The organism is uncultured Xanthomarina sp., from assembly GCF_963971605.1.
GTDB lineage: Bacteria > Bacteroidota > Bacteroidia > Flavobacteriales > Flavobacteriaceae > Xanthomarina > Xanthomarina gelatinilytica.
On record NZ_CAXATZ010000004.1, the window covers coordinates 12,441 to 31,253 of the forward strand.

19 protein-coding genes are annotated in these 18,813 nt (G+C 35.0%); 6 read left to right on the forward strand and 13 right to left on the reverse strand.

Features of this window, described 5'->3' with window-relative positions:
* The first annotated feature begins 42 nt into the window (after nucleotides 1-42).
* Entirely contained in the window at nucleotides 43-1,530 is a 1,488-nt protein-coding gene (locus AACY93_RS02590) for a DUF389 domain-containing protein (protein ID WP_007646495.1), read from the forward strand.
* Between the two features lie 56 nt (nucleotides 1,531-1,586).
* Here the strand turns inward: AACY93_RS02590 and AACY93_RS02595 are convergent, their stop codons facing one another.
* Nucleotides 1,587-2,354 (reverse strand): ATP-binding cassette domain-containing protein, encoded by a 768-nt coding sequence (locus AACY93_RS02595; RefSeq protein WP_286854889.1) that lies wholly within the window; start codon nucleotides 2,352-2,354, stop codon nucleotides 1,587-1,589.
* Entirely contained in the window at nucleotides 2,354-3,091 is a 738-nt protein-coding gene (locus AACY93_RS02600; RefSeq protein WP_286854890.1) for an ABC transporter permease, read from the reverse strand. The genes AACY93_RS02595 and AACY93_RS02600 overlap by 1 nt, the downstream gene beginning before the upstream one ends.
* A gap of 110 nt (nucleotides 3,092-3,201) precedes the next feature.
* Here AACY93_RS02600 and pafA point away from each other — a divergent pair, with 110 nt between their 5' ends.
* Entirely contained in the window at nucleotides 3,202-4,866 is a 1,665-nt protein-coding gene (pafA, locus tag AACY93_RS02605) for an alkaline phosphatase PafA (RefSeq protein ID WP_286854891.1), read from the forward strand.
* Between the two features lie 30 nt (nucleotides 4,867-4,896).
* Here the strand turns inward: pafA and AACY93_RS02610 are convergent, their stop codons facing one another.
* The 6 genes from AACY93_RS02610 to rsfS form a co-directional block, all read right to left on the reverse strand.
* Nucleotides 4,897-5,163: an acyl-CoA-binding protein gene (locus AACY93_RS02610; protein WP_286854892.1), complete on the reverse strand. Its 267-nt coding sequence runs from the start codon at nucleotides 5,161-5,163 to the stop codon at nucleotides 4,897-4,899.
* Nucleotides 5,163-5,813: a phosphatidylserine decarboxylase family protein gene (locus AACY93_RS02615; RefSeq protein ID WP_007646502.1), complete on the reverse strand. Its 651-nt coding sequence runs from the start codon at nucleotides 5,811-5,813 to the stop codon at nucleotides 5,163-5,165. Before AACY93_RS02615 ends, AACY93_RS02610 begins: the two co-directional genes overlap by 1 nt.
* Nucleotides 5,803-6,624 carry a phosphatidate cytidylyltransferase gene (locus AACY93_RS02620; protein WP_286854894.1) on the reverse strand — a complete coding sequence of 274 codons (822 nt, stop codon included), beginning with the start codon at nucleotides 6,622-6,624 and terminating at the stop codon, nucleotides 5,803-5,805. Before AACY93_RS02620 ends, AACY93_RS02615 begins: the two co-directional genes overlap by 11 nt.
* Before the next feature lie 78 nt (nucleotides 6,625-6,702).
* On the reverse strand, nucleotides 6,703-7,311 hold the full coding sequence (locus AACY93_RS02625) for an LUD domain-containing protein (protein WP_007646505.1): 609 nt from the start codon (nucleotides 7,309-7,311) through the stop codon (nucleotides 6,703-6,705).
* 120 nt (nucleotides 7,312-7,431) lie between these two features.
* Complete coding sequence (ftsH, locus tag AACY93_RS02630) at nucleotides 7,432-9,420, reverse strand: ATP-dependent zinc metalloprotease FtsH (protein WP_007646506.1); 1,989 nt, start codon at nucleotides 9,418-9,420, stop codon at nucleotides 7,432-7,434.
* 9 nt (nucleotides 9,421-9,429) lie between these two features.
* Nucleotides 9,430-9,801: a ribosome silencing factor gene (gene rsfS / locus AACY93_RS02635; RefSeq protein WP_007646512.1), complete on the reverse strand. Its 372-nt coding sequence runs from the start codon at nucleotides 9,799-9,801 to the stop codon at nucleotides 9,430-9,432.
* A 94-nt stretch (nucleotides 9,802-9,895) separates the two neighbouring features.
* Between rsfS and AACY93_RS02640 the strand changes: the two genes are divergently transcribed.
* Entirely contained in the window at nucleotides 9,896-10,627 is a 732-nt protein-coding gene (locus AACY93_RS02640) for a biotin--[acetyl-CoA-carboxylase] ligase (protein WP_286852813.1), read from the forward strand.
* On the opposite strand, the gene AACY93_RS02645 is transcribed toward AACY93_RS02640, so the two are convergent.
* A complete protein-coding gene (locus AACY93_RS02645) occupies nucleotides 10,624-11,019 on the reverse strand; it encodes an SRPBCC family protein (RefSeq protein WP_286852814.1) in 396 nt (131 codons plus the stop codon). The genes AACY93_RS02640 and AACY93_RS02645 overlap by 4 nt on opposite strands.
* A 98-nt stretch (nucleotides 11,020-11,117) precedes the next feature.
* On the reverse strand, nucleotides 11,118-11,762 hold the full coding sequence (pyrE, locus tag AACY93_RS02650; RefSeq protein WP_286852815.1) for an orotate phosphoribosyltransferase: 645 nt from the start codon (nucleotides 11,760-11,762) through the stop codon (nucleotides 11,118-11,120).
* Nucleotides 11,763-11,889: 127 nt separating this feature from the next.
* On the opposite strand from pyrE, the gene AACY93_RS02655 reads away from it, so the two are divergent.
* Both AACY93_RS02655 and AACY93_RS02660 read left to right on the forward strand, forming a co-directional pair.
* Nucleotides 11,890-12,471 (forward strand): NUDIX domain-containing protein, encoded by a 582-nt coding sequence (locus AACY93_RS02655; RefSeq protein WP_286852816.1) that lies wholly within the window; start codon nucleotides 11,890-11,892, stop codon nucleotides 12,469-12,471.
* A 176-nt stretch (nucleotides 12,472-12,647) separates the two neighbouring features.
* A complete protein-coding gene (locus tag AACY93_RS02660; RefSeq protein WP_286852817.1) occupies nucleotides 12,648-12,875 on the forward strand; it encodes a hypothetical protein in 228 nt (75 codons plus the stop codon).
* Here AACY93_RS02660 and AACY93_RS02665 read toward each other — a convergent pair.
* From AACY93_RS02665 to AACY93_RS02675, 3 genes are read right to left on the reverse strand one after another with little or no spacing between them, the layout of a single operon-like run.
* Nucleotides 12,858-15,179 carry a TonB-dependent receptor gene (locus AACY93_RS02665; protein WP_287005891.1) on the reverse strand — a complete coding sequence of 774 codons (2,322 nt, stop codon included), beginning with the start codon at nucleotides 15,177-15,179 and terminating at the stop codon, nucleotides 12,858-12,860. The two genes, AACY93_RS02660 and AACY93_RS02665, sit on opposite strands and share 18 nt — an antisense overlap.
* Complete coding sequence (locus AACY93_RS02670; RefSeq protein ID WP_287005890.1) at nucleotides 15,169-16,071, reverse strand: FecR family protein; 903 nt, start codon at nucleotides 16,069-16,071, stop codon at nucleotides 15,169-15,171. The genes AACY93_RS02665 and AACY93_RS02670 overlap by 11 nt, the downstream gene beginning before the upstream one ends.
* A 55-nt stretch (nucleotides 16,072-16,126) precedes the next feature.
* Nucleotides 16,127-16,642 carry a sigma-70 family RNA polymerase sigma factor gene (locus AACY93_RS02675; RefSeq protein ID WP_007646525.1) on the reverse strand — a complete coding sequence of 172 codons (516 nt, stop codon included), beginning with the start codon at nucleotides 16,640-16,642 and terminating at the stop codon, nucleotides 16,127-16,129.
* Nucleotides 16,643-16,747: 105 nt separating this feature from the next.
* Between AACY93_RS02675 and AACY93_RS02680 the strand changes: the two genes are divergently transcribed.
* A complete protein-coding gene (locus tag AACY93_RS02680; RefSeq protein ID WP_286852821.1) occupies nucleotides 16,748-18,793 on the forward strand; it encodes a hypothetical protein in 2,046 nt (681 codons plus the stop codon).
* Nucleotides 18,794-18,813: the final 20 nt, after the last annotated feature.

Consider the following 18,813-nt stretch of genomic DNA (forward strand, 5'->3'; position numbering starts at 1 on the left):
ATATATATTTACATCTTGTATAGAGGTTTTAACTAACAAAACATGGAAGAAAACAAATTTAATTTTTCTGAAGAAGAAGCTAATAAAAATCAAACTTCAGAGCACGCTAAAAAAGATCAAGCTGTTGAAGCTTCTAAAGAGGCTGTAAGAAAAGATGCTAAAGGACTGTTTCAGAATATTAAAAAGTTTTTAAATGAACTTCTCGATTTTAGGGACGATACAGATAGAGATGAAACTATTGAAGCTATTAAAAAAGACATTTCTTTTAAAGGGGCAACAGCTTGGATATTGGTTTGTTCCATTTTTGTGGCTTCCATAGGTTTAAATGCCAATTCTACTGCAGTGGTTATTGGAGCCATGTTAATTTCTCCATTAATGGGTCCTATTTTGGGTGTTGGTCTTTCGGTTGCTGTCAACGATATTGATACCATGAAAAAGTCGTTGATAAACTTGGCCATCATGATTGTGTTGAGTTTGTTAACAGCATTTTTGTTTTTTTGGTTGTTTCCATTAAGTGAAGATACTTCTGAGCTTTTAGGAAGGGTAAAACCAGACATACGAGATGTTTTAATTGCCTTTTTTGGTGGTTCGGCACTGATAATTGCTAAAACAAAAAGAGGTACCATTGCTTCTGCCATCTTTGGTGTAGCCATTGCAACAGCTTTAATGCCACCTTTGTGTACAGCAGGTTATGGCTTGGCAAAGGCAAATTGGCCTTACTTTTTTGGAGCCATGTATTTGTTTATTATCAATACCATATTTATCGCTCTGGCAACGTTTATTATTTTAAAAGCTTTACGTTTTCCAATGCTAAAATATGCCAATTCCAAAAAAAGAAAACGTATAGCAAGAATTGCGTCTGTTTTGGCAATTATAGTTATGGTTCCTGCTGTATGGACCTTTGTGGAAGTTTTAAAGGAAAGTAATTTTTATGCCGACGCCAGAAATTATGTGGATAAAGAGTTAAGTGGTTTGCCAGATTATGAGTACATAAAAAAGAACATTATTTATAAATACGACAAAAACGAACCTTATATAGTCTTTAACACCTATGGTTTGAACGAAATGCCACAGTCAACCATCGATTTGCTAAAACATAGAAAAAATGCTTATCCGGCTTTGGCAAACACCAGGATAGTTTTCAATCAAAGTAGAGGCGATCAATTCGACAATTTGAAATATATGGAGCAAATTAGATACAGGGATTCTGTGGATTTAATTTCCCAAACCCAAAAAATTGAATTCCTGGAGAACCGTGTCAAAACGCTATCTGCATTGGAAAAAAACACCATCCCTTTTAATGATGTGGTTCAAGAAGTGAAAATAAATTACGAAAATATTTCAGCCTTTAGTTATGCCAATTTAATTAGGACCAATTTTAAAACCGTTGATACCATTCCAGAATTTTTAGTGGCTTGGGACAGTGAAAAATTAAAAGAAAAGGACATAGCCAAAGAGCAAGACAAACTGGAACGTTGGTTAAAAGTTAAATTAAAACTGGATACTTTGGTGGTTAAACGTACCAACTAGTTGGTTGGAGGTTTAGAGAGATAAACACCATTCATTTATAAAAAGTCAATTAAGGTTTATTGCCTTTCCTCTAAATACATTTGGCGTACTTTTTTGAAAAGTTCAGAGGAGTAAACAAAATCGGTTACCACTTCGTTATCGGTTTTAAATATGGTTTCTTTGGAGCCTTCCCAGGCTTTTAGACCATCTTTTAAAAACACAATTTTTTCACCTATTTGCATCACAGAGTTCATGTCATGCGAATTTATGATGGTTGTAATGTTGTATTCGTCTGTAATTTCATGAATTAAATCGTCTATAACAATGGCTGTTTTAGGGTCCAATCCCGAGTTGGGTTCGTCACAAAACAAATACTTGGGCTTGTTAACTATTGCTCGAGCAATAGCAACCCTTTTTTGCATACCTCCAGAAGCTTCACTGGGCATTTTGTGGTGTGCATCAGCAAGATTTACACGTTTTAGTACAAAATCTGCACGATCTTGCATTTCACTTTTACTTTGTTTTGTAAACATACGCAATGGAAACATTACATTTTCCAGAATTGTCATGGAATCAAACAAGGCACTGCCTTGAAAAACCATTCCCATTTCGGAACGAAGGTTTCTTTTTTCATCGGCATCCAGTTCAGAATATATTTTACCATCGTAAGAAATACTGCCTTTTTCGGGTTGGAACAAACCTAACAAACATTTTAAAAACACGGTTTTACCAGAACCACTTTGCCCAATGACCAAGCTGGTTTTTCCTTTTTCAAACGTGGTGGATATGCCTTTTAAAATATGGGTGTCGCCAAAAGATTTATGGACATTGTTTACTTCTATCATTAGCTTAGCAGGAGTTGGGTTAAAATATAATTTAAAAGGATAATAACCACACTTGTCCAAACAAAGGCAGTGGTACTAGCTTTACCTACTTCCAGAGCGCCTCCTTTCATAAAAAAACCATGATAGGAAGGAATGGTTGCCAATATAAAAGCAAAAACAATGGTTTTAATAAAGGCATAGGTAATATGAAATGGTATAAAGTCCAACTGAACACCGGTAATGTAATCGTCCAAAGTACTAAAACCTCCATAAATACAGGCAGCCATCCCTCCAATAATCCCCAAGAACATGGCAATGGAAATTACAAAAGGATACAGCATCAAAGCAATGAATTTTGGAAACACCAGGTAGTTAATGGCGTTAATCCCCATAACCTCAAGCGCATCAATTTGTTCGGTAACACGCATGGTACCTATACTGGAGGTTATAAAAGAACCTACCTTACCAGCCATGATAATGGAAATAAAAGTTGGTGCAAACTCTAAAATAATGGATTGTCTGGTAGCAAAACCAACCAAGTATTTTGGAATAATGGGACTTGTGATGTTTAACGCTGTTTGTATGGTTACAACACCTCCAACAAAAAATGAGATAAAGGCCACGATACCTAACGAGCCGATAATTAAATCGTCTATGTCTTTAAAGATAAGTGTTTTCATAACAGACCATTTGGTAGGCTTGCGAAACATATCTTTAATCATTATAAAATAAGCACCAATATTGTGTAGGTATTTCATATTTTAATTTGTAATTGCTAAAGTATAAAAAACTAAGACTTTTTTAACCTTAATTTTAAATTATGATGTTTTAAAATGCCTATTTTTGAACTTTAAATAGAATTCCTGTAATGAAAAAAATAGTTCTTGTACTTAGTCTCGCAATAATAAGCATTTCATGTAAGTCTCAAAATGAAACGGTTGTATTAAACAATAAAATTCCGGTTACTCAAGATAATCCAAAGTTAATCATTGGGATTGTTGTAGACCAAATGCGTTACGATTATTTAACGCGTTTTTATAACAAGTACTCTGAAGGTGGATTTAAACGCCTAATGCGTGAAGGGTTTAATTGTAAAAACAATCATTACAATTATGTGCCTACTTTTACTGGACCTGGACATGCTTCTATATATACAGGAACCACTCCAAAATATCATGGCATTATAGCAAACAGTTGGTACGATAAAGAATTAAAGGACTATGTGTATTGCGCTGGGGATTCTGCCGTAAATTCTATTGGAACAGAATCTAAAGCAGGAAAAATGTCTCCACATAGAATGACTACAACAACCTTTGCAGATGAAAATAGACTTTTTACTCAAATGCAAGGAAAGACCATAGGTATAGCCATAAAAGATAGAGGTGCTATCTTACCAGCTGGCCATACAGCAAACATGGCTTTTTGGTTTCAGGGAAAAGATGAAGGATACTGGATTACCAGCTCGTTTTATACTGAAACATTACCAGATTGGGTAAAACAATTTAATGCATCTAACAAGGCAGCTTCTTATTTAACTACTTGGGACACATTTTATGATATTGATAGTTATACAGAAAGTGGGCCAGATTTAAATACATTTGAAGGAGGTTTTAAAGGTAAAGATACAGCTACGTTTCCCTACGATTTAAAGGCCTTGAGTAAGGACAATAAAGGTTATGATATTTTAAAAGCAACACCTCAAGGAAATGCCTTGACTACAGATTTTGCAATTGCAGCCATAAATGGAGAACTGCTGGGACAGGATGCAATAACAGATGTGTTAACAATAAGCTATTCCAGTACAGATTATGTTGGACATAATTTTGGTGTGAACTCTAAAGAAATTCAGGACACCTATATTCGATTGGATAAAGACCTTGAACGTCTTTTCAACGTTTTAGATACCCAAGTAGGAAAAAATGCTTATACCGTTTTTTTAACAGCAGATCATGCAGCTGTAGACGTGCCTTCTTATCTTAAAAGCACTGGAATACCTGCAGGATATGTGGATAATGACATGTATAAAGAGCGTTTAAATGATTTTATGGTTAAAACGTACCAAGCCTCAGATTTGATTGAGAATGTGAGTAATTTTCAGATTTTCCTAAATAAGGATAAAATAGATTTATTAGAACTTGATATTGCTCATGTGCAAGAGCGCATTGCTCAAGAATTAATTCAGTATCCTCACATCTATAAAGTATATACGTCTTCCCAGCTAACAGCATCCAACTATGTGGATGGCATTGAGAATTTGTTGGAAAAAGGTTATAACCAAAAGCGCTCTGGAGATGTATTGGTTGTATACGATCCTGCTTTTATATCCTACAGTAAAACAGGGTCCACGCATGGTTCTGGTTTAAACTACGATACTCATGTGCCTTTGTTGTTTTATGGTAAAGGCATTACAAAAGGCTCTACCTTACAAAGAACCGAAATTGTAGATATAGCTCCAACCATGTCTGCATTGTTGGGTATTAGTTTTCCTAATGGTTCCATAGGCATGCCCTTAGAATTTGTTTTAAAAAACTAAGTTAAGTTTGTCTTAAGCCTTAGAAATTGGTTACTTTCTGTACAGAAAATAATTTTTAACAAGTTCTATATAGGCTTTTTTTGCTTCTTCTGGAGTAATGTTTTGCGTTTGAAAAAGCGCGTTTGTCTTAAAAGCCGTAATTAAAGGCTTGCTACTGCTAGGTCTGCTGTAATCGTTTGTGGCTTTTTTGTAGTATGCGTATAAACGCAACAAAAAATCTGCTGGAAAAGGTTCTGTATATTCGTTGATGCGATCTACAGCTTCTTTAAATTCAATATCTAATTCTTCCGAAGTCATTATTTTTCAGCAATGATGGTTTCACCACCACGAACTTTTTGATTTAATTGTACTTTTATGTTTGTGTTCAAAGGTAGGAATACATCTACTCTTGAGCCAAATTTTATAAACCCAGAATCTTCACCTTGCAAGACCATTTGATCTATTTTGGCGTAATTTACAATACGCTTGGCTAAAGCGCCAGCAATTTGCCGGTGAAGCACTTTCCCAAAGCTTGCGTTTTCAACAACTACTGTGGTACGTTCGTTTTCTTCGCTTGCCTTAGGATGCCAGGCAACCAAATATTTCCCTTTATGGTATTTGCTGAACAATACTTTTCCACCAATAGGATAACGCGTAACATGAACATTGATTGGAGACATGAATATGCTTACCTGTAGGCGTTTGTCATTAAAATATTCTTTTTCAAACACCTCTTCAATAACCACCACTTTACCATCTACAGGAGACACAACTGTATCGTCATTTCTATGGGTAAAACGTTTGGGATTTCTAAAAAATTGTAGAATTAAAATTAGAAAAACTAAAAAAACAATCATTAATAGTGTACTCAGCCAAGGAATGGTTACAAAACTATCCGTTAGTAGAAATAAGGCAACGATTACAATAAGCGTTACTAAAATGATTTTATGACCTTCTTTATGAAACATAATTTATAATACGTAAAAACAAATATATAAAAGGTGCAGCAAAAATAATACTGTCAAACCTATCTAATAAACCACCATGTCCTGGCATGATTATACCGCTGTCCTTAACATTGGCCTGGCGTTTAAACTTGGATTCTATTAAATCGCCAAGGGTTCCAAAGACACTTATGATGATACTTAAAATCAACCAATGGTTAAAACTTAAAGTTTCTGTAAAGGTAGCAATAAAATAACTTGCTACGCTAGCAAAAAACAATCCTCCTAAAAATCCCTCAACTGTTTTTTTTGGAGAGATGCTTGGAAACAATTTTTGTTTGCCAAAATTTTTTCCAACCAAATATGCAAAGGTGTCGTTGGTCCAAACCAAAATAAAGGCTCCCAAAATAATTAATGGGCTAAAGGTTTGATGGTAATTGGCAATTAAAACCAAAAACACAAAACCACTGGAAAGATAAAAAGTGGTAATGATTATTTTTTTTGAAATGAACAAAGGGATGTTCTTTTCTGTAAACAGATCCTTAATTAAAAACAGTTGCACAAATATGGTAATGACCTGAAGTATTTGTGTGGCTTCTATTAAGCCATCGTTTGATTTCATTACAAATTGCCAGTAACCAAAAACACCATACAAAACGGTAAAGACTATAAAAGGAACAAACGATCTGTATTGAATGAGTTTTTTTAATTCGGCCAAACAGATTAAACCAAAAAGAAAAAACAACAGGATGAAAACATGTTTATTGTAAAGTGAAAAAACCAACAAAGAAACATATAAAAGCCCAGAAAAGGATCTTACCAGAATTTCTTTCATATGGTTGTAGTTGTTTTACTATCTAAAAAAAAGAAGATGTTTAAAAGCATGTTTAATTTTTAGAATAGGGTTGGTTTGTTATAAATCTTCTAATAAGAGCAAATATAAATTTTTTGAACTACTACCATAGGACATAAAGTCTTTTTCTTCTTGAGATTTAAAATGTTTTATGGTTGTAATGTTTGTAGGTATTTGTTTTTTGTTTTTGGATTTAATGCCTTTAAGCCCTTCACCAATATTTTCAACTATTTGGCTGGTTGTAGCAAAAACAATAAAGTTTTCTGGAAGTTCTTTCAATCTTTTTTCTGCTATTTGGTTAGAAGAGATTAGCAAAGAACCATCATCTGCAATTAAATTCTCGCAGGTGGTTAAAAAATAAGTGGCCTCTTGTGTATAAGTGGAAGTGGGTAAATTAAAATCTTTAAATCTATCTTTTAAATTAGAATCAAATAGAAGTACTTTTTTCTCTTCCCAATTGTTTTCTTGAATAATGTTGTTGAGAGTATGGTAAATCTCATCCAAATTTTCGCAGTACAAAAACTTGCCACCATTAGCCTTGAAGTTTATGGTAAACCTCTCATCTACGGGTAGTTTTATTTCCGGCATGTATTTGCCTCTTTCGTTGGACTTTAATTCTTCTTCTGATTTTTCAGATTTGGAACCAAAAATTTTTCTAAAAAGACTCATTTAAGTTTTAGCTATTAATCTAAGCATAGTAGGCTTTTTTTCAAATATAAAAAATCTTAAATTAACCATAGGGTCAATTTAAGATTTTTGCTTAACCTTAACAAATATATAAGAGATATTTTATTCTTCTTCTGTTTTGTTAAGTTCTTTGTTTTCTTTAACAGTTTCTTTCTTATTTTCAACAAGTTCCTCTTTTTCAAAAGGACGTTTGCCAAAAATCTTTTCTAAGTTGTCTTTAAAAATAACTTCTTTTTCAAGGAGTACTTCTGCTAGTTGCGTTAATTTATCTTTATTTTCAACAAGAAGCTTTACTGCTCTTTGATATTGTTCCTCTATAATATTAGAGATTTCTTGGTCTATTAACTCAGCTGTTTTTTCGCTGTAAGGTTTTGTAAAACCATATTCGTTTTGTCCAGAGGAGTCATAATAGGTCAAGTTTCCTACTTTGTCGCTTAAGCCATATATGGTAACCATGGCTCTAGCTTGTTTGGTTACTTTTTCCAAATCGCTTAATGCTCCTGTAGAGATTCTATCAAACATCACTTTTTCGGCAGCTCGACCACCTAAAGCAGCACACATTTCGTCCAGCATTTGCTCTGGGTGGACAATTAAACGTTCTTCTGGCAGGTACCAGGCAGCACCTAGGGAACGTCCACGAGGTACTATGGTCACTTTTACTAAAGGAGCAGCATGCTCCAGCATCCAGCTTACAGTTGCATGACCAGCTTCGTGATAAGCAATGGCTCTTTTTTCTGCAACGGTCATGATTTTGTTTTTCTTTTCAAGACCACCTACAATTCTATCTACAGCATCCAGGAAATCCTGTTTGTCCACTGCTTTTTTACCTTGTCTAGCGGCAATTAAAGCTGCTTCGTTACAAACGTTTGCTATATCTGCACCAGAGAATCCAGGGGTTTGCCTGGCTAAGAAGTCAATGTCCAGATCTTTGGCTTTTTTAAGAGGTCTTAAATGGACTTCAAAAATTTCTTTACGTTCACGAACATCTGGTAGGTCAACAAATATTTGTCTGTCAAAACGCCCAGCTCGCATTAATGCCTTGTCCAGCACATCTGCTCTATTTGTGGCAGCCAAAACTATTACATTGGTGTTGGTGCCAAACCCATCCATCTCTGTTAAAAGCTGGTTAAGGGTGTTTTCTCTTTCGTCGTTGGAACCGGAAAAATTGTTTTTTCCTCTAGCACGACCAATGGCATCTATCTCATCAATAAATATAATGGCTGGTGATTTTTCTTTTGCTTGTTTGAATAGGTCTCGAACTCGCGAAGCTCCAACTCCAACAAACATCTCAACAAAGTCTGATCCCGATAGCGAGAAAAAAGGTACCTTGGCTTCTCCAGCTACAGCTTTTGCCAATAAGGTTTTTCCAGTTCCAGGAGGTCCTACTAGTAAAGCGCCTTTAGGGATTTTACCTCCCAAAGAGGTGTATTTTTCAGGGTTTTTAAGAAAATCCACAATCTCTTGCACTTCTTCTTTGGCACCTTCCAGACCAGCAACGTCTTTAAAAGTGGTTTTAACCTCTGTGTTCTCATCAAATAGTTTAGCTCGTGATTTCCCTATATTGAAAATTTGGCCACCTGCACCACCTGCGCCACCACCAGACATACGTCTCATGATAAAGATCCAAACGCCTATTAAAAGTATAAAAGGAAGTAAGCCTATAATGAAATCTCCCCAAAGGTTTTGTTCGGTTTTGTATTCAATTTTAGGTTGTGGATCTAAATTTTCTTCTGCAATAACTTTGGAAATATCGTCTTCAAAATTTTGAAGGTCGCCAAATTCAAACTTATAATTTGGTAATTGAGTAGCAGATGGTAATAAGGAAGTAGGTTTGGATTTTTTATGAACCTCTTTTTGTTCAGCTTCGGCAGTTAAATATACTTTAGCTTCGCGCCTATTTACAATTTCTACTTTTTCAACATCTCCATTTCTTAAATAGGTCATAAATTGTGAAGGTGTTGTCAAGCTAGCATCTTGAAAACTACTTCCACTAAATAATTGCATAGTTAAGAAAATGACTATGATGATGCCATAAATCCAGTATGGACTGAATTTTGGTTTTTTAGGATTTACTTTTTTGTTATTTGCCATTAATATATTTTAATATTTTGTTTCAACTACTGTTGTCTTTGCATCTCCCCAAAGGCTTTCTATGTCGTAATATTCCCTAATGTGTTTTTGAAACACATGTACAACAATATTCACATAATCCATTAATACCCATTCGGCATTGTCTTCGCCTTCTATGTGCCAAGGTTTGTCTTTTAATTCTTTACTTACTTTTTTCTGAATGGAATTTACAATGGCATTAACTTGTGTGTTAGAGTTACCTTCGCAAATGATAAAGTAGTCGCAAACCGTGTTTTCAATATCCCTAAGGTCCAGAATGTTGATATCTTCTCCTTTTACATCTTCAATTCCACTTAAGATAGTTGCTATAAGCAAGTCTGCGTTAGATTCTTTTTTCGCCATTAATGATTTTTAATTTGTGCAAAGTTATTATTTTTTAGTTCTTTATACTTTAAAATTTTCATAAGATTTTTCAGTACGAATATAACCATTTATTATGCGTATAATCAAACTTAATGCCATCGATTCCACAAATAGTTATTTAAAGCAATTAAGTATGGAAGAGGCTTTGGTTGATAATACCATTGTGGTTGCAAACTACCAAACCCAAGGTCGTGGGCAAATGGGAACCGTTTGGCAGTCTGAAGGTTCTAAAAACCTTATGTTTAGTGTGTTAAAGGATGTTTCTTGGCTTCATGCCGATAAAGGTTTTTACATAAGCATGGTAACTGCGTTGTCTATAATCAAGGCTTTGGAACGGTTTTCAATACCCAAATTAAGGATTAAATGGCCTAACGACATTTTGTCAGAAAACATGAAAGTATGTGGTATTTTAATTGAAAATGTCATAAAACAAAATCAATTGAATAGTACCATCATAGGCATTGGGTTGAATGTTAACCAAACAGGGTTTTCCAATTTGCCAAAAGCCTCTTCTTTGCGTTTGATTTCAGGACAGGTTTTTGTTTTGGACGAGCTCATGCTAGAAATTGTTGCACAGCTTACAGAATATGTTGATGCCCTAAAAGCTGGAAAATATCAAGAGATAAAACATGCTTACGAAAAGCTACTGTTTAGAAAAGACAAACCTTCAACATTTAAAGATGCTGAAGGTTCCATGTTTTCAGGTTTTATTAAGTCTGTTTCAAATTCCGGCAACTTACAGGTCTTGTTGGAAGACGATGTTGTAAAGGAATTCGATTTAAAAGAAATAAGTCTGCTATATTAAATAGATCCAGGAATGTTGCTGGCTAAGGTTTCAATGAATTTTGAAATAGGCCCTTTTATCATCATGGCCATCATGGCATTAAATTCGCCATGGAACAACAATTGTACCTCACTCTTTTCTTCCCCAAGTTCAGTAATCAGGCCAGTTAAGGAAAAATCTATTTTTCCTCCAGCTGCTCCCAGAACAATTTTGTTTGGAGCTATAAGTTCTTTCTTTTTTAAGACTATTTCTGGCATGCCTTTTAGGGCAAACAAAAAGGTGTCTTCGCTTAAAACCTCAAATTTACTGATATTCTCAGGCATGAGCTTTTCAAAGTTTTTAACGTCCGATAAAAAATTAAAAACGGCTTCAGGTGATTTTTCTACTGTAACTGTTGGTGATTCTAAATTCATGTTATTGTTGTTTTTGTGTGTCGTTTGGTCGTTATGGTTCAATAAAATATTATTTTGAGTATGTGTCTAACAACTTTTAAACGTCACATTAATCTATATCAATTAGCGTTCCACTCACTAGGATTGGCGTTCCAATCAGATAATGTCTGTAGTTCTTTTTGTGTGATGTAGTTGGTTTCCAGAGCCTGTTCCAACAGGCTTTCATAATTGCTTAAAGTGTGTAGTTGAATGTTTTCGGTTTCAAAATTTTTTACAGCAACATCAAAACCATAAGAAAAAATGGCAATCATGCCCTTTACATTCAATTGTGCTTCTTTAAGGGCTTTAACGGCATTTAAGCTGCTGTTTCCAGTGCTTATTAAATCTTCTATAACCACTACGCTTTGGCCACTTTCTGCATGGCCTTCAATCTGGTTTTTTCTTCCATGAGATTTAGCTTCAGGACGTACATAAATAAAAGGCACTCCCAAGTATTCGGCAACCAACATGCCAATACCTATGGCTCCTGTAGCCACTCCGGCAATGACGTCTGGTTTGCCATATTGTTTTTCAATTTGTTTCGCCATGGTTTCGCGAATATAATTTCGAATGGTTGGATAAGACAATACAATTCTGTTATCGCAATATATTGGCGATTTCCATCCAGAAGCCCATGTAAACGGATTGTTTGGACTTAATTTTATAGCGTTTATTTGCAATAAAACCTCAGCTGTTTTTCTTGCAGTATGTTTGTTAAAAATCATAGGCGCAAAATTACACTTTTTTAATTAATTTTTTAATTTGAAAATGTATTTATAATTACTTATGAAATCTATTGTTATGATCTAAAAGTTTTTATTTTTACATTTCATAATAGCTTTAAAACACATTATGCACAAAGTTTATGTAAACGATAAGCCTATTATTTTAACTACCAAGGTTGAAAAAGAAAAGGGGTTTAAAAACTATTCTTTAAAAACGGTTAACCTGAACAAGGTGGTTAAAGAGCTTAACAAAACCTCTTTGAAAGAAGTTAGGCTAATTCATGAAAGCGAAGAAAAGCTATTGAAAAAATTTTTAAAAAAACTTCCAAACGTCGTTGCAGGAGGAGGAAAGGCCTTTAATGAAAAAGGGGATATTTTATTTATTTACAGAAACGATAAATGGGATTTACCCAAAGGCAAAACCGAAAAAAAGGAGTCCATAGAAAAAACAGCTTTAAGGGAAGTAGAAGAGGAAACAGGTGTTAAAAACCTGGAAATTGTTAAACCCTTGGAAACCACTTATCATATTTTTAAACGCAATGGCAGAAATAGGATTAAAATAACTTATTGGTTTGAAATGAAAACATCCTACAGTGGCAAGTTGGAGCCAGAAGAAACAGAAGGGATTACCAAAGTGGCATGGTTAAACAAGGAAGAGGCCTTAAAAGCCTTGGAAAATTCTTACGCAAACATTAAATTACTTTTTTAATCTACCCAAAAAATCAATTTCTCTATTTGGTTTTTTTGAATTGGTTGTTAAATATTAGCTTTTTAGTTGTTATATTTATAACTAAAAAGGTTTTTAGTGGTCAAACAAGTACTTACAAATTTCTTAAACAAGCTCTTTTTGTTTCTATTTTAGGTGTTTCCATGAACAGTTGTTCCTTGCTAAAAATAGAAACTGCCCAAGAGCCACTTTCCAGGCAAGAATTAAACATTAGGTTGCTTACTCAGTCTTTGGTGCAGGAAGCAACCAATAGAGTGGAATTTGCTGCTGATAGTATTATTCTAACCACAACCAGTACCGACTTACAAAAACACGCTTTCCGTTGGAAAATAGAAACCTTAAACACCATAAAAACAAAGAGTAATTTCTTAAAATATGACACGTAACGATACATTGGGAGTAAAGCCCAACGACACATTTTCTACGTGAATCACTTGGTCGTTGGCATCCATAACATAGTAACTGTTTATGATGTTTTTGGTATTAAATATGTTCCAGAAAGAAGCGCCAACCTGTGCTTTGGTATGTTTTGAAATCAAGATATCGTAAACGGCAGAAATGTCTGTTCGCCAATAATCCGATACATTGTTTGCGTTGGGTTGGCCATAGATTAAACTGTTTGTTGCTTCAGAAGCTGACACATCTATGAAAGTGGTTGGTTTTCCAGTATGCCAATTAAAGCCTAAAGCCAGTTTTAATCGGTTTATTGTGTAAGTGCCTGAGGCATTTAATTGATGTCTTATATCCACATTGTTTGGAAATTTTTCGCCTTGATTTAAATTGGTAAAACTGTAGTTGTTTTTGCTGAAAGAATAACCCAACCAGGTACTGATGTGTTTAAATTGCTTGTTTATTAAAAAATCCAGTCCAGTAACCCTGTAGGAACCAATGCTGTTGGAGTATTGAAACTGATTTTGGAACCCTTGGCTTCTGGACGTGATGTTGTCCACATTTTTAAGATAACCTTCCAGACTGAGTAGCCATTTGTTTTTGTTATAATGGATGCCAGTAGAAAACTGTTGGCTTTTAATTACAGGAATATTGTTGTTGTTGTTGTTGTTGTTGTTGTTGGCCAATACCCAACGTTTTTTTTCGATGCCCAAAAAATCGTTTTGCAAATCGATAATTTGAGAAGTGGTTTGGCTTTTTAGTTCGGCAAGAACTTCCACTCTAAAGTTTTCAGCAAAAATTTGATTGAAACTCACACGAGGTTCAAAATAAATCTCGGAAAACTTTTCAATATAATTTGTACGAAACCCAAATCTAGCCCTTGTGTTTCCGGATTTTGACTTAAAAGACAATTCGTTAAAAAAACCATGTGTTCGCAATACTTCTTTAATGTAGCGCCTATAATCCGGATTGCTAACGTCTTCCAGGTTGCCAATGCCAATTTCAGAATATTGGTAACCACCTTCATAATTTAATTGAGGGTCCACATTGTAACGTAAGTGTGCTTTAAAACTTCCATCTGTAACTTCGTTTTCCTGAATAAGTTTTTGATTGTTACTAAGGTCTTGATGGGTTGCATACAAATCGTAGCTTGAAAAATACGCTTGAACTATGGTCTGAAGTTTGTCGCTCCAATTTCTGGTATATTTGGTGTTTAGTGCCAAGCTTCCCTGGGTTAATTGGCTCTTGCTTAGAGAGCTTGTGTTATTAATCTTGGCCGTTTCTTCGTAATCCAAAGCATTATCAATGGACAGAAAGCTTATTTCAATTTTATCGTTTTTAGTAACATCGTAAACAAGTTTACCGGAAATATCGTAAAAGTAGAAGTTTTCACTATTGGTTATAACAGTTTCATTGGGGTTGTTTAAATCGGAATCTTGAAAAATGCGTTTAAAATACTGTTTGTAAGTTGGTGTGGTGAAACAGTCTGTAATGGCGCGTCGTCCAGCCACTTGAAGACTTATTTTTTCTGATACGGGAATCATGGCATAAGCATCGGCTGCCAACATATTGACGCCAAGGCTTCCAGTAAACTCCTGTGAAACCTCATGAGATGTTTGCATGTCTATTATACCAGAAACACCATCTCCAAATTGGGCACGAGACCCATTTTTTGAAACTACCACTTGATCGATAAGTGCAGGGTTGAAAGCAGAAATAAGCCCAAAAAAATGACCGGTTTGATACATTTTAACCCCATCCCAAAGAATGAGGTTTTGATCGTTGGTACCACCACGTATGTTCAAGCTGGAGACGCGTTCGTCTATACTGGTTATTCCGGATAAAGCTTGAACGGTTTGTAAAACATCGGGTTCAATCAAGCCAGGCAAAATACCAAAGGTCTTCAGGTTCACGTGAGAGGTTCCATCGGCTTGTAGAGAAATTCCTTCGGTTAAATAATTGGTAAGTAACACTTCATCCAGATATTGGGTTTTGGTAATGTCGGCAAATGCCATGGGTCTTATAGCAAAATTTTTAGCATCCAAGATTTCAAAAACCAAATGGGTTTCGGTTTCTAGATAGGTAATCAATTTGTCTTGCGAAAGGTCCTTTGGTGGAGGTATGAGTTTTACATTGGCAATGGTTGCATCGGCATAAGAAAAAGACAGGTTGTATTCTTGTTCTATGTTTTTGAGAACGATAGCAAGTGACTCTTTGGTCTTATAGGTTTTTTGAGCTTGAATAAAACTACAAGCACTCAGGAAAAAACACCAAAAAATAAGAATATGTTTACTTGTCATGCAATACAATCAAGCCATTTTTAGTTGTGTACTCAATATTTAAAGGAATGGTAATAGCCTTTAGGGCCAAATTTAAATCATTATGTACAAACCTACCAGTAAATAGCCTGTTGCTATTTATGTTTTGAGCATCAAACCTTACTTGATACTGTCTTTCCAGCTCGTTTAGCACGTATTTGTAAGGCATGCTTTTAAACACGCTTTCATTTTGTAACCAAGCAGGAGCCGAGGATTCTTCTTTTTCTTTGGTTATTAACTTTCCATCCAGGACTAAAAATTGGTCGCCTGGTTTTAAAATTTTATCAGCAATACCTGAAGTTACTTTTACGGAGCCTTCGTAGCAAATCACTTCAAAAATACCGTTCCTGTTTTCAACTAAAAACTGGGTGCCTAAAACGGTTATGGTTCCAAATGAGGTCTCAACACTGAATTTGGATCCTTTTTCAACCTTAAAATAAGCTTCCCCTTCCAATGTTAGCTTACGCGTGTCTTTCCATTGTTTTTTCTTATAGCTGATTTGGGACTTGGCATTTAAAGTCACTTCTGAATGGTCTGGCAACGTTATGGTTGTTTTTTCGGCAGTTAAAGTTGAGACATCTGTGGTTAAGGTAGTTGTGTAATAATAAACACTAAAGCATATAGCCAATAGGGCAGCTATGCGCAAGACAGGTTTTAACCAGGAGGTTTTAGGTTTTTGAACAGGTTTTTGTGATATGGTTTTGGAAATTTGTTCAAACACACCTTTCTCATCAAACTTTGGAGCCTTAAAATGCTTTAAGCCTTCAGATAGTTTCATGAGAGCATCATAATCTTCCAACGCTTTGAAAGCCTCCAGTTCTTGAGGGTTCAAGTCGTCTTGTAACCATTTCTGTATGAGTTTGTCTTTAGTCATAAATCAGCTATTCATATATATAACAAGTAAGGTCTTGTTTTTCCTACCTTTGGTTTTAAATATCTTCAATGTCTTTTCGTAATTGTTTTAAGGCTCCGTAAATACGTTTTTCCACAGCTTTGGTGGAAATGTCCAGCATATCGGCAATTTCTTTATGTTTTTTGCCTTCTATTCGGTTTAGTAAAAAAGCCACACGTTGGGCTTCTGTTAAATTGGCAATGGCCTTTTGGAGCTTATGCATGTATTCACTTTCTTCCAATAAAAATTCAGGGGTCTCATTGGTAAACGATTTGGGTCTGGTTTCCTGAAATTTCAGCACCACTTTTTCATGAGCCACAGCATTGAGCATTAAATTGTTCGCAACTGTAAACAAAAACGATTTTGCCTTGGAAGGCTCCACATTTTTACAGTTTTCCCAAAGTTTTATAAAAGCCTCCTGGACTTTGTCTTGAGGATTTAAACGTTCCCCAAACTTATAATATAAAAAGTCATGCAAGTTCTTGGCATGTGTTTTAAATAGCTTTGCAAAAAGCGCTTCATTGCAAATATGATTGTTTAGATCTTTGGGCATTTTTTTAATTTTCGGCCTATAAATGTATAAAAAAACCAATGGTAAGGTAGGAGTTTTTAAATTTAAACTGTTTTATAAGAAATGAGTTTAATTAAAATATATATTATGAGAGCACCAATCAAATTTTTCTACCTACTTATTGGAGTTTTGTTTTTTACTTTTACTTCTTGTCAAGATGAAGTAATTGAAGAAACACCTCCTAACGAACAAGAAATTATTCAGCCAGAATCCAATTTGGCGAATCTTATGAGATATACTTCTGCCAATGACGGAAGTGTTGATGATCTTTTGGATAATAGCGATTGCTTTACAGTTAATTTACCCGTTACCATTGTGGCCAATGGCATAACCCTTACCATTGAAACTTTAGACGATTTGAATGTGTTGCAGGCTATTTTTGATGCCAGCAATACAGACGACGATGATCTGGAATTTTTATTCCCGATCACTATTATTTTAAACGATTATACAGAAGTGAATATTGAAACTGTTGATGCTTTGGAAGATTTTATTGAAACCTGCATTAGCGATGAAGACATTATTGAATGTGCCGATTTTGTTTACCCTATTTCATTCTCTATTTACAATACGGATTTTCAAGTGATAGATACTGTGGTAATAGACAACGATTACGAACTTTATATCTTTTTGGAAGGCTTGGATGATGATGATAATGGCGTTGTTTTAGCTAGTTTGAATTTTCCAGTTACCATAGCATATGCAAATGGTTCAACGGTTGAAGTAAACAATAACCAAGCTTTAGAAGAAGCCATTAATGCTGCTGATGAAAATTGTGAGGATGATTGTGACTTAGAGGATGTGTTAGAAAACTTACAGGAATGTCATTGGGTAATTGCAGCCCATAATGTAAATAATGACTATTTAGGCTACCATTTTTATTTTAATGATAATAATTTATTGCAAATTATATTTGGTACAGGTTCTGTAACTGTTGGAGGGGAATGGTATGCTTCAGAAGTTGATGGAACTGTTGTGGTAACAATTAGTGGCTTAACCGATTTTACAGAATTAGAAGGAGATTGGATGGTAGTTGATTGTGATGATGATCGCTATGTTTTAACTCAGGAAACAGCCAATCAAACCGTAGAAATGGTCCTGGAACAAGATTGCTCGTCCCAACCAAACCCGTTTGAGTGTTTTGAAGATGTTGAAGAGATTAATGCCAATATTATATTAACTGTTTGCGATAGTACAGACAACATCCCGAATAATGGCGTAGGACTGTTTAATTTAACTACGGTTTATGCCAATTGCGAGAGCCCAAATCAATTTAATGTAAGCTATCATGTAAGCGAAACGAATGCGCAGGCCAATGTAAATGCCATAGCAAATCCAGAAGCTTATTTAAACATGTCTGTTCCAGCTGAAATGATTTATGTAAGAGTAGAGCTTATAAGCAACCCATCAAACTTTGATATTTTCACCATAGATTTGTTTGTGGAAAATTGTAATCCTACAGGATGTTCTGAAGCAGATGTGGATGCCTTTTTACAAAACTGTTTATGGTATGTGGTTAATTTTAATGGAGACGACCATTTAATCATGTACGAGTTTGATTTTGTTTCAGATTCCGAAGTGGTTATCACTGGAAATGGCATGACCATAACGGTAAATTATACCACATCTCAGTCTGCCAATGGGGTAATAGTGGAGTTTATAAATGTTGCAGCACCAAACATTCAGGCCATTACTGGAGAATGGTTGGTAGTTGATTGTCAAGAAGGCCGTTTGGAGTTTGAAGCTTTAAACAATTCCAATACCATGGTTATGGAACGTGAGTGCAACAACACTGGTATGTGTACACCAGGAGATGTGGAAGGCATGCTTTTAGATTGCGAATGGACAGTTACAAGTTATGCAGGAAGTGATTTCAGTATGTTTAATATTGCTTTTAACACCAATAATGAAGCAGTGATTTTTATGCCAAACGGAACAGAGGAATATACTGCAAACTGGTCTGTATCGCAAGGAAATAATGCCGTAGAAGTTATCATATCCAATGTTTCTGGAGGTAATGTGCAAATTATCAATGGTACCTATTTGGTAGTGGAGTGTACCAGCAATCAGTTAATTTTGCATGATGTTACCAATAGTGATAATGAACTGGTGTTGGATAAGGATTGTGGTTAAAAATTTAGTTTTGAGTTAAT